Source organism: Deminuibacter soli (genome assembly GCF_003412455.1).
In the GTDB taxonomy this organism is placed as follows: Bacteria; Bacteroidota; Bacteroidia; order Chitinophagales; family Chitinophagaceae; genus Deminuibacter; species Deminuibacter soli.
Genome location: NZ_QTJU01000014.1, coordinates 90,327 through 100,891, shown reverse-complemented (window position 1 = coordinate 100,891; position 10,565 = coordinate 90,327). Strand labels below are relative to the sequence as shown.

Here is a 10,565-nt window from a genome sequence, read left to right as displayed (position 1 = left end):
AAAGCAATGTCTTTTGCAAATGAACCGCTTTAATCAGCTGTATCAGAAAAAACATTACTTTACAACGAGGTCTATTATCTACAAAAAAAGTCAACCTTATTCAGGCAAGTACATTCATTCACTATTGACTATTCACTATTCACTGAAAGATCTTCGATAACGTTTCCGTAAAGCGTTGGATGCGGTATTGCTAAATGATGTATTATTGGCGAAAAGATCAACAGGCGTATGCGATTAAAACAGTCATGGCGTTGGTTTGGACCCAACGACCCGGTTTCCCTTCAGGATGTAAAACAAACAGGCGCTACAGGCATTGTAACGGCATTACACCATGTACCGCATGGCGCTGTGTGGACAGTGGATGCCATTGAACAGCGCAAGAAAGAACTGGCTGCCTATGGCTTTAACTGGGATGTGGTAGAAAGTCTTTCCATACATGAAGACATCAAAACACGCAGCGGCAATTACCTGCAGTATGTTGAAAACTATAAAGTATCTCTACGCAATATTGCAGCATGTGGTATTCCTGTTGTAACGTACAACTTTATGCCGGTAAACGACTGGACACGCACCGACATTGCTTATCGCATGCACGACAATTCAAAGGCGCTGAACTTTAACTGGACAGATCTCGCCATTTTTGATATTTACCTGCTGAAACGTGCCAACGCCGCAGCTGCCTACCCCGAAGCCATTGTGCAGCGTGCTGCCAGCCGTTTTGCACAATTCACACAGCTGGAAACCGATACCCTGGTAGATACCGTTTTGTTTGGCATACCCGGTGAAGAAAGAAGAAGTGTGGATGCCATGCGCAAACAACTGGCTGCCTACGATGACATTAACCACGCAACGCTGAAAAGCAATATGGCTTACTTTCTGCAGCAGGTAGCACCTGTAGCAACAGAAGTGGGTGTGAAGCTGGCCGTGCATCCGGATGATCCCCCGTTTGACATACTGGGCCTGCCGCGCATTGTATCCACCCACCAGGATCTGCTGGATGTGCTCAGCGCAGCGCCTGAACCTGCCAATGGTATCTGCTTCTGCACCGGCTCACTCGGCGCCAACCCGGTAAACGATTTGCCGGCCATGATTAAAGCACTGGATACGCGCATTCATTTTGTACACCTGCGCAATACCAAACGGGATGCAGAAGGCAATTTTTACGAAGCCGATCATCTCGATGGCGATACCGATATGTATGCAGTAATGCGTGAACTGCTCACCATTCAGCAAAAGCTGGATACGTCCATTCCCTTCCGGCCAGATCATGGGCACCAGATGCTCGACGATATGGATAAGATCACCAACCCCGGTTATTCAGCCATTGGCCGTTTACGTGGCCTGGCCGAACTGCGCGGACTTGAATTAGGCGTATTGCGAAGCATGGGATGGGAGTGAGAATCGTGAGTGGTGAATAGTGAGCGGGTGGGGTCACTGTCCAAGGGCTCCTTCGGAGGTGAACAGTGAATAGTCAATAGTGAATGAAAAGCCGGCAAAAAGTATAATACTCGCTAAAATAGTCTCGACGTGTCGATGTCTCGGCTCTCGGAATTAATACTCGCTAAGGTCACTGACGACTGACGAAAAAAAAGGCTATCCGTTTTCGGATAGCCTTTTTTTGTTATGCGATCAAACCTGAATTAGTGGCCTGCTGGCTGCTGACCAGGTTGCTGTGGCATAGCACCACCGGGGAAACCGGGCTGTGCAGCAGCAGGGGCTGGTGTGGTTACATCGGTAACTTCGATGTCGAATACCAGTGTTGAGTAAGCAGGAATACCGGGCATTGCCTGGTTCTGGTAACCGAGCATGGCAGGTACATAGATAGTACCTTTACCGCCTTTACCAAAGAAAGGCAGCGCTTCGTGCCAGCCTGCAATTACCTGTGACTGACCCACTACTACAGGGTAAGGCTGTGTATGACCCTTGGTAGTATCCATGTTGGTGTCGAATACTTTTTTCTCGCCGCCTTTTGCATTGAACAGGTAGCCACGGTACATTACCAGTGCCTGTTTGCCGGAATCGGCTTTGTTGCTCTGGTCGCCGGGGTTGCTCACTACTACAAAAGTACCTTTCTTGCTTTTCTGTGCTTTTACGCCCATTTTGCTCAGGTCGCCTTCAATAGTTGCAATTTCACGGTTGGTTTCTGACTGAACTTCGTTCTGGTAGTCGGCAACCATGTCAGCTTCTGCTTTGTATGCTTTCAGTATTTTGATACGGCCGGTAATAAAACCGCCGCGTGTAAAGGTTTTGTTGTAGTCGGGAATAGCGCCGAGTTTTTTCAGGGTATCCACGCTGTATTTGAAGATAAGGCTGTCACCTACGCTACACAGGGGCAGCAGTTCCATAAATGTACCGCGGCCGCGCTGGCTGCTGTCAACGGTTAAGAAACCGGGCATTTTATCGAAAGTAGTGGCAAATGTGGTATCAGCTTCGGGGATACCGATGAAGATATTGAATTTGATAGCGGTGCCGCCTTTCAGCTTTTCACCACCTTTACCTTTGATAATTTTATACGTGAGGCCAGATTTTGTTTTTTCGTAGTTAACACCCTGGCAGGCAGTCATGGCAAACATAGCAAACGCTGCCACACCTAATAAGAATTGCTTCATGTTATTGTAGTTGAACTTCATATTGTTGAATAACCTGTTTGAATTTCTCTGTTGTTTGTTCGAGGCTTTCGCTGCTGCGGCCGCCTGCAGCGTTTTTGTGTCCGCCGCCTTCAAAGTGCGTGCGGGCAAAGGTGTTTACATCAAAATCGCCCTTGCTTCTGAAACTCCATTTTCTTTCTTCATCCCTGTCTATCACCAACGCACCAAAACGGATGCCTTCAATGGTAAGCAGGTAGTTAACAAGACCTTCAGAATCGCCGGTTTTGATATCAAATTTCAATAGATCAGCCTTGGTGATGCTCATGATGGCTGTATTGTATTCGTACAATACATCAAGGCGGTTAAGCAGGGCATGACCAATAAAGCGCAACCTGTTCTCCAGGAAATTATCATAAATGTTTTCGTGGATAGGGGTGTGCTTCAGACCAAGATCTTTGAAATGCGCAATAATGCGGTGTACCGATGCCGTGGTGCTGGGAAAGCGGAACGAACCGGTATCCGTCATTAAGCCGGTGTACAGGCAGGTGGCAATGGTTTCATTCAGCACTTCGTCATAACCTGCTTCGGTTATAAAATCGTACACCATTTCGCAGGTAGAGCTTTTCGCGGTATTGCTTGCGCCGTAAGCAAATGCTTCTACCTGTGGTTGCTGGTGATGGTCAATTAATATGCGTATGCCTTTTGCTGCAGCCACCACCGGCTCAAAATGACGGGTGCGGTGCAGTACATTAAAATCAAGACAGAAAATCCAGTCAGCCGCCTTTACCAGCGCTGCAGATTTTTCCCTGTTAAGATCATAATCAATCACCTGCGCGCAACCAGGCATCCAGTCCAGGAAATCAGCCCAGTTAGTGGGCGATATAACGGTAACATCATGCCCAATGGCTTTCAGGAAATGATACAGCCCAAGCGCAGAACCCATGGCATCGCCGTCAGGCTTCTGATGCATGGTAATAACGGCCTTTGAAGGCTTTGACAATAATGGATAGAAGGCTTGAATTGATTGCATAGGAACGGCGGCAAAATTCAGGGATTCGTCCCACACCTTCAAATCTAATTTCCGGGAACCAGCGGCATTATCCCGTTTCCCAAACTTTTTTCCCAAAATTGGTGCAGGGGTATAGTTAATTCCTGCTTCAATGACTACTTTTGCGCGCGTCAAATACGGCAAGTACAACTATGAGTAATAGAACATTCACAATGATTAAGCCTGATGCTACTGCAAAAGGCCACACTGGTGCTATCTTAGACCAGATTATTAAAGCCGGCTTTACTGTTAAAGCCATGAAATGGACCAAACTGACCAAAGAGCAGGCTGGTGCTTTTTACGCTGTACACAAGGAAAGACCTTTTTACGGTGAGCTGGTTGACTTTATGAGCAGCGGGCAGATTGTTGCGGCAATTCTTGAAAAAGACAATGCTGTTGCCGATTTCAGGAAACTGATCGGTGCAACCAACCCTGCACAGGCTGAAGAAGGCACCATCCGTAAAAAATTCGCAGCTTCTGTAGGTGAAAACGCCGTACATGGCAGCGACAGCGATGAAAACGCAGCTATTGAAGGCAGCTTCTTCTTCTCTGGTCTGGAGATATTCTAGTTGGCCCGGTGCCAACAGGCAGTAAAAAAGGTGATACAAATGCTATAATGGCTGTTTGTATCACCTTTTTTCATTGGAATTACACTAAAAATGACTGCCAAAGTTTGGAAACTGCCAAAATTACTGGCAGTCGATGTTGCGGCACTGATTCGCACTTGTTAAACTTTATTAACAGATGCCAGGCTGTCGGATGATCATTATGAATACGGTCTGGTTGTGCAAATGCTTTTAGCAGCTGCTTTTAGCGGCGGATTTGTGTATTAAATAATTGTGTACTATGAGCGATAACTGATTTTAAAAAAAGGCCTCTTTTTTCATATTGGCATGGTTTTTTCTAAAAAATCAATGTTTTTTAAGGGTTTAGGGTTGAAAAAGGGGCGGTTGTTTCCAACTGCCCCTATATTTTTTATAGCAGGTGCTCTGCTCAAAATTTTATCCCTTCACATACCAATTACCCGTTATCCGGGCCTGCAGTTCACAACTCCCGGCTGCAATAGCAAATTATCATTTTGGGCATTTCTAAACCTTCAGCTTTCCCAGGCTTCCATTGCGCGCAAACAAGGCGTCTACGCTTTTTTCTACTGCAGGGTCTTTTTCCAGCGGCGGCGCATGGTGCGGTTTAATGCGTGCATCAATAATCATCGGTCCGCGGCAGCCCCAGTGTTTGAATTGGGTGAAGGCATCAATACCATAGATATCGTGCGACGGATTGCTGCGTGTATACGTAACCCAGAGATAATTGTTTAACGTAGCGCCGGTAAAGGCGGCATCATCGGTAATCACCAGCAGGGGCACCTGCTGCAGGGCATCGGTTTTATCAACCAGCTGTTCATTTAACATAGCCATTTCACGCTGTGCCTCATCGTAACTGGTAAAAGGTTTTGCCTGCAAACAAACCACGCCGGGCATGGCCAGCACAGGATGATTAAACTGTTGCAGGTTGTACAAGGCAGCGGGTATTTCTGTACACAGCTGTCGCTTTATTTCACCATATGCAGCAAATACTACCTTGCTGCCTGTGTTGAGGCCGGTACCGGAGTAATCCAACGTATCAATAGTGGTATTGGTAAAGAAATGAATGTCACGGGTAAGATCCATACGTTCGAGTATGTACTGCATGGTAGCCTGTATATCGTGTATGGACAGGCGGTTGGTGGGGTCGGCTGTAATAAACAGGAATTTGGCCAGGCTTAGCTGACCTGTGCCGAGTATGCGATTGGCCAGCGTCAGCAATTCAGCAGGTTGTTTTACCTGCGCATACGGTGTGTAACGTTCGCTGCCAATAGCCAGCAGCAAAGGGTGTACGCCTGCGGCATCAACCGCATGTACTGCTTTAACACCCGGTATTTCTTTGGGAATAGCATCACCCGTAAGTGCATGAATCAGTTCGCCAAAGCTGGTATCTTCCTGCGGCGGGCGGCCCACTACAGTAAATGGCCAGATGGCATTATTACGTGCATAGACTTTATGCACCCGCATTACCGGGAATGGGTGCGTTAAACTATAGTAACCGAGGTGATCACCAAAAGGACCTTCGGGTTTGGTTTCGTTGGGATAGACTTCTCCTGTTATTACAAAATCCGCATCTGTGCTAATGCAGTAGCCATCTTTGTACGTATACCGAAACCTGCGGTCACCCAGCGCACCGGCAAAGGTAAGTTCACTTAAACCTTCGGGCAGGGGCATTACTGCAGAAAGGGTATGGGCCGGCGGGCCACCTGCGAATATGCTTACTTTCAGCGGTTGCCCTTTGGCATTGGCAGCAGCCTGGTGCACGCCGATGCCGCGGTGTATCTGGTAATGCAGTCCTATTTCCTTATTGGTTACATAGTCGTTGCCGGTAAGCTGAATGCGGTACATGCCCAGGTTCGATTGCATAATGCCGGGGTGATTGATGTCCTCGGAATACACCTGCGGCAGGGTTACAAAAGCACCGCCATCCATAGGCCAGTGCTGAATAAGCGGGAGATCACTGATCTGTATTTCCTGCGCCAGTACCGGCTTAGAGGCAGGGTTGCGCAAAGGCAGGGCCTTCCACGCGGCCATGGCGGCAGACAGGTTGCTGAAGGGCTTCTTTAAAGCCTGCATAGGATCATTCTTCAGTGCAATCAGCTGCTGAATGACAGGTATCGTGTCCCGGAAAATAAACCGGCTGCGCTCCAGCGTGCCGAATATATTCGATGCTGCCCTGAAACGGCTGCCCTTCACATTTTCAAACAACAAGGCCGGTCCGCCTGCCTCGTACACGCGCAAATGAATGGCCGCCATTTCGAGGTAAGGATCCACTTCTTCTTTAATGCGCACCAGGTGTCCGTTTCTCTCCAGGTCGGTTAAACAGGCTTCCAGCGATGAATAGGGCATACGTATATATTAAATGGTTGGGGTGGTTAGGATTGTTGTACGGCCTGCACCAGCGTTATGGCTTCGCGGGCCTGTTTTACATCGTGCACACGCAGTATGTGTGCGCCGCCCATTAGTGCAATGGTATTGAGTACGGTGGTGCCATTCAATGCCTCTTCGGCACTGATGCCCAGGGTGCGGTAAATGGTCGACTTGCGTGAAATACCCACCAGTACCGGTCGTTGCAGTACCGAAAATAAGGGTAATTGCTGCAGCAGGCGAAAATTATGTGCATAGGTTTTCGCGAATCCATAACCGGGGTCTATAATTACGTCGTTTATACCGGCCAGGCGGCATGCTTCGGTTCGTTCAATAAAGTAATCGATCACCTCGCTGGTTACATCTTCATAGCTGGCCAGCTGCTGCATGTTTTCGGGTGAGCCTTTCATGTGCATGCAGATATACGGCACCTGCAGTGCGCCTGCCGTGAGCAGCATGGCTTCATCAAGCAGTCCGCCGCTGATATCATTAATCATTGCAGCCCCTGCTTTTACCGCTTCACGGGCCACATGGGCATAATAGGTGTCTGCTGAGATAATGGCGTCCGGGAAAGCGCGGTGTATGGCTTCAATCACCGGCACCACGCGGTCAGCTTCTTCTTCGGCATTTACCTGCGGCAAACCCGGCCGCGTGCTTTGTCCGCCCAGGTCAAGTATGGCTGCACCCGCTGACAGCATTTTACCGGCCTGCGTTACAGCCGCGTCAATGGTGGCAATGCGGCTGTTGCCGTAAAACGAATCGGGCGTGGTATTAATAATGCCCATCACCACGGGCTGGTGGAGGCTGAGCAATCTTCCGCTGCAATTGATCGTAAACATTGTTTGCTTTCCTTTATTTTTGGTGCCGGATGCAAACTTAGCGTAGCATAAAGATATGAACAACACAATCCAACAATACGACGAGGCGGTAGCAGGCTGCAAGGACATATTTCTGAAGAAAACAAAAGATTACGGCACCTCATGGCGTGTACTGCGTACCATTTCCGTGGTTGATCAGCTGTTTATCAAAGCGCTGCGCATACGTACCCTGCAGGATAAAAAAGAGCAGAAAATAGGGGATAACATCACTTCCGAGTTTAAGGCGATTGTGAATTATGCCGTTATCGGCCTCATCCAGCTTGAACTGAAAGTGGCGGCCATTGAAGATGTGGAAGTGAGCAAAGTAGAGCAGTGGTACAACAAAACCATTGCACAAACCCGCGCCGTGATGGAAGACAAAAACCACGATTACGGAGAAGCATGGCGCGAAATGAGCCAGGAAAGCTTTGCCGACCTGATTCTGATGAAACTGATGCGCATACGCCAGATACTCGCCAACGACGGTAAAACCATCGTAAGTGAAGGCATCGATTCCAATTATACCGATATATTGAATTACGCCGTGTTTGCGCTGATACTGATTGGCGAAGGCAAACACGCTGCTTAACATAACCCTTAACAACAGGCAGCTGGAAAACACCTGCCGCAACACCGCAATGGCATGAAAACATTACTTACCCTTATTCGCTGGATTGTTGGTTTGCTGTTTATATTCTCCGGCCTGGTAAAAGCCAATGACCCGCTTGGTCTCAGCTATAAAATGCAGGAGTTTTTCGAGGTATGGGGCTGGCAATGGCTCAATAATTACGCGCTCGCACTTTCCATTGTAATGAATGTGTTTGAAGTGCTCGCCGGCGTGGCGGTGATTGTGGGCTGGCGTATGCGCCTGTTTAGCTGGCTGCTGCTGCTGCTCATTGTTTTCTTTACATTCCTCACGGGCTATGCACTGTTGTCGGGAAAAATAAAAACCTGTGGCTGTTTCGGTGATTGTTTGCCTTTAACACCACTGCAATCTTTCCTGAAAGACCTGCTGCTGACGCTGCTCATTGTAATACTCTTTATTAACCGCAACAGGATAAAATCTGCCCTGCGCACACCCGTACCGCAGGTGTTGCTGCTGGCCGTATTGGTAGGCGCTGCCGGTATGCAGGCTTATGCACTGCAGCACCTGCCGTTTGTTGACTGCCTGCCTTACAAAAAAGGCAACAACATTCTGCAGCAGATGGAACCGCCGGCAGGCTCGGTGATCGACAGCTTTGCCATCACGTTCAAATACAAAAAGAATGGTAAAGAAATAGAGTTTGACCAGGCAAATATGCCGGCAGATCTTGATTCTACCTATGAATACGTTGACCGTTACGACAAGCTGGTACGCAAAGGCAATGCAGTACCGCCCATTGAAGATTTCGCGATGACAGCGCACAGCGGTTTTGACACCACGCACGAAATACTGGGCCAGCAGCGCAAATATGTGCTGGTATTTGTGCAGCACTTCAATACCTGGAACAAGTCTGAGGCGGCTTACAAAGCCATGCTGCAAACCGCGCAGGCACAGCGTATGCCGGTGATCGTGGTTACACCTGCCGCATCAACGGCAGTCCAGCTGTTAGATACCACCAAAGTAGCCATTGTTACCTGCGATGCCACTGTGGTAAAAACAGCTGCCCGCGTGGTGCCTACATTCTTCCTGATGAGCCAGGCCAATGTACTGGAAAAGAACAGCTACCGTGACGTGGCCGGTTTTGTAGACGCCATGAAGAAATAATTTAACCGCTCATTGATTCACTGCTTATTTAATACCACACTATGCTTCGTTTTATTACACGCAAACTTTTATATGGACTGCTGGTACTGGCGGGCGTAGTGATGCTGGTGTTTTTCCTGTTCCAGGGTTTTGGCGATCCGGCACGGCTGGTGCTGGGCCAAACAGGCGACAGTGCCACCATGCGCAACATTCGCCGGGAGCTGGCGCTGGATCAGCCCAAATGGAAGCAGTTTGTACTGTACATGAACGATGTATCGCCTGTGGGCGTGCATACACGCGAAGAAATACAGCAAAAACAGCTGAAGGGCTTTTTTATTGGCGGTGAAACCAAACTGGGTATTAAACTGCCGTACCTGCGCCGCTCGTACCAGAGCAAACGCAATGTATCTGAAGTATTGCTGCAGGCCCTTCCGGCCACTTTTGTGCTCGCGCTCACCGCTATGCTTATCGCTACCGTGCTGGGTATTTTACTGGGTACGCTGGCAGCGGTAAAACGCGATACCTGGCTGGATACCAGCGCAGTGTTTTCCAGCGTGCTGGGCATATCGGTGCCTTCGTTTTTTATGGGCATCCTGCTGGCGTATATTTTCGGGTTTGTGCTGAGCAATTATACCGGCCTGCATATGACCGGCAGCCTGTTTGGTGTAGACGCTTTTAACGGCAGCACACTGCAGCTGAAAAATCTTATCCTGCCTGCCATAACACTGGGCATACGCCCGCTGGCCGTTATTGTGCAACTTACGCGCAGCGCCATGCTGGATGTGCTGAACCAGGATTATATCCGCACTGCCTATGCCAAGGGATTAAACAGGCGGCAGGTGATCTTCGGTCATGCCCTGCGCAATGCCTTAAACCCCGTGATTACTGCAGTTACCGGCTGGTTTGCCGAGCTGCTGGCAGGCGCTTTTTTTGTTGAATACATATTTGGCTGGAACGGCATCGGTCGCGTAACTGTAGACGCCCTGGAAAAGCTCGATTTCCCCGTAGTAATGGGCAGCGTGCTGATCACCGCGAGCTGTTTCATCGTCGTAAACATTCTCGCCGATCTGCTCTACGGCCTGGTAGACCCGAGGATAAGAATGTCGTAAATCGTGAGAGGAAAATACATCGAGAATCGAGACATCGACACATCGAGACTATCTTAGCGGGTATTAATGCTGCACTTTCGCCGCAGGTGACTTTGGCCAAACAAGCTCGCAGCTTAAGCCATTGAACCATAAAACCATTAAGCCATCCAACCATTGATTCGGTTCAAACATTGGTTCTTTCATTTTCAAATTTTCAAATCAGCACACTTTCAAATTATTCCCTCTCTCCCTTGCTGCTGTTGCGTTTTAGCGAAAATTTAATAATGCAGTTGTGCATTTTTATCGCTGT

Annotated in this window: 9 protein-coding genes; 5 read left to right on the top strand and 4 right to left on the bottom strand. The window is 48.6% G+C overall.

Annotation, left to right across the window (positions count from 1 at the left end; all coding sequences use genetic code 11):
• Positions 1-228: 228 nt before the first annotated feature.
• Positions 229-1,398 carry a mannonate dehydratase gene (gene uxuA / locus DXN05_RS23190; RefSeq protein WP_116849700.1) on the top strand — a complete coding sequence of 390 codons (1,170 nt, stop codon included), beginning with the start codon at positions 229-231 and terminating at the stop codon, positions 1,396-1,398.
• A 242-nt stretch (positions 1,399-1,640) separates the two neighbouring features.
• Here uxuA and DXN05_RS23185 read toward each other — a convergent pair whose 3' ends face one another.
• Together DXN05_RS23185 and DXN05_RS23180 are read right to left on the bottom strand one after the other, a co-directional pair.
• Positions 1,641-2,609, bottom strand: a complete 969-nt coding sequence (locus DXN05_RS23185; protein ID WP_158559417.1) for an FKBP-type peptidyl-prolyl cis-trans isomerase — start codon at positions 2,607-2,609, stop codon at positions 1,641-1,643.
• Position 2,610: 1 nt separating this feature from the next.
• Positions 2,611-3,558 (bottom strand): DHH family phosphoesterase, encoded by a 948-nt coding sequence (locus DXN05_RS23180; protein ID WP_245975285.1) that lies wholly within the window; start codon positions 3,556-3,558, stop codon positions 2,611-2,613.
• Between the two features lie 230 nt (positions 3,559-3,788).
• Between DXN05_RS23180 and DXN05_RS23175 the strand changes: the two genes are divergently transcribed.
• Positions 3,789-4,205: a nucleoside-diphosphate kinase gene (locus DXN05_RS23175; RefSeq protein WP_116849698.1), complete on the top strand. Its 417-nt coding sequence runs from the start codon at positions 3,789-3,791 to the stop codon at positions 4,203-4,205.
• Between the two features lie 519 nt (positions 4,206-4,724).
• On the opposite strand, the gene DXN05_RS23170 is transcribed toward DXN05_RS23175, so the two are convergent.
• Together DXN05_RS23170 and folP are read right to left on the bottom strand one after the other, a co-directional pair.
• Positions 4,725-6,566 carry a UbiD family decarboxylase gene (locus DXN05_RS23170; protein WP_116849697.1) on the bottom strand — a complete coding sequence of 614 codons (1,842 nt, stop codon included), beginning with the start codon at positions 6,564-6,566 and terminating at the stop codon, positions 4,725-4,727.
• 26 nt (positions 6,567-6,592) lie between these two features.
• Positions 6,593-7,423, bottom strand: a complete 831-nt coding sequence (folP, locus tag DXN05_RS23165; RefSeq protein WP_116849696.1) for a dihydropteroate synthase — start codon at positions 7,421-7,423, stop codon at positions 6,593-6,595.
• Between the two features lie 55 nt (positions 7,424-7,478).
• On the opposite strand from folP, the gene DXN05_RS23160 reads away from it, so the two are divergent.
• Genes DXN05_RS23160 through DXN05_RS23150 form a run of 3 tightly spaced genes read left to right on the top strand, consistent with a single transcriptional unit; the run spans position 7,479 to position 10,276 of the window.
• A complete protein-coding gene (locus DXN05_RS23160; protein WP_116849695.1) occupies positions 7,479-8,030 on the top strand; it encodes a DUF1599 domain-containing protein in 552 nt (183 codons plus the stop codon).
• A 54-nt stretch (positions 8,031-8,084) separates the two neighbouring features.
• Positions 8,085-9,188: a BT_3928 family protein gene (locus DXN05_RS23155; protein WP_116849694.1), complete on the top strand. Its 1,104-nt coding sequence runs from the start codon at positions 8,085-8,087 to the stop codon at positions 9,186-9,188.
• Between the two features lie 41 nt (positions 9,189-9,229).
• Positions 9,230-10,276 carry an ABC transporter permease gene (locus DXN05_RS23150; RefSeq protein ID WP_116849693.1) on the top strand — a complete coding sequence of 349 codons (1,047 nt, stop codon included), beginning with the start codon at positions 9,230-9,232 and terminating at the stop codon, positions 10,274-10,276.
• Positions 10,277-10,565: the final 289 nt, after the last annotated feature.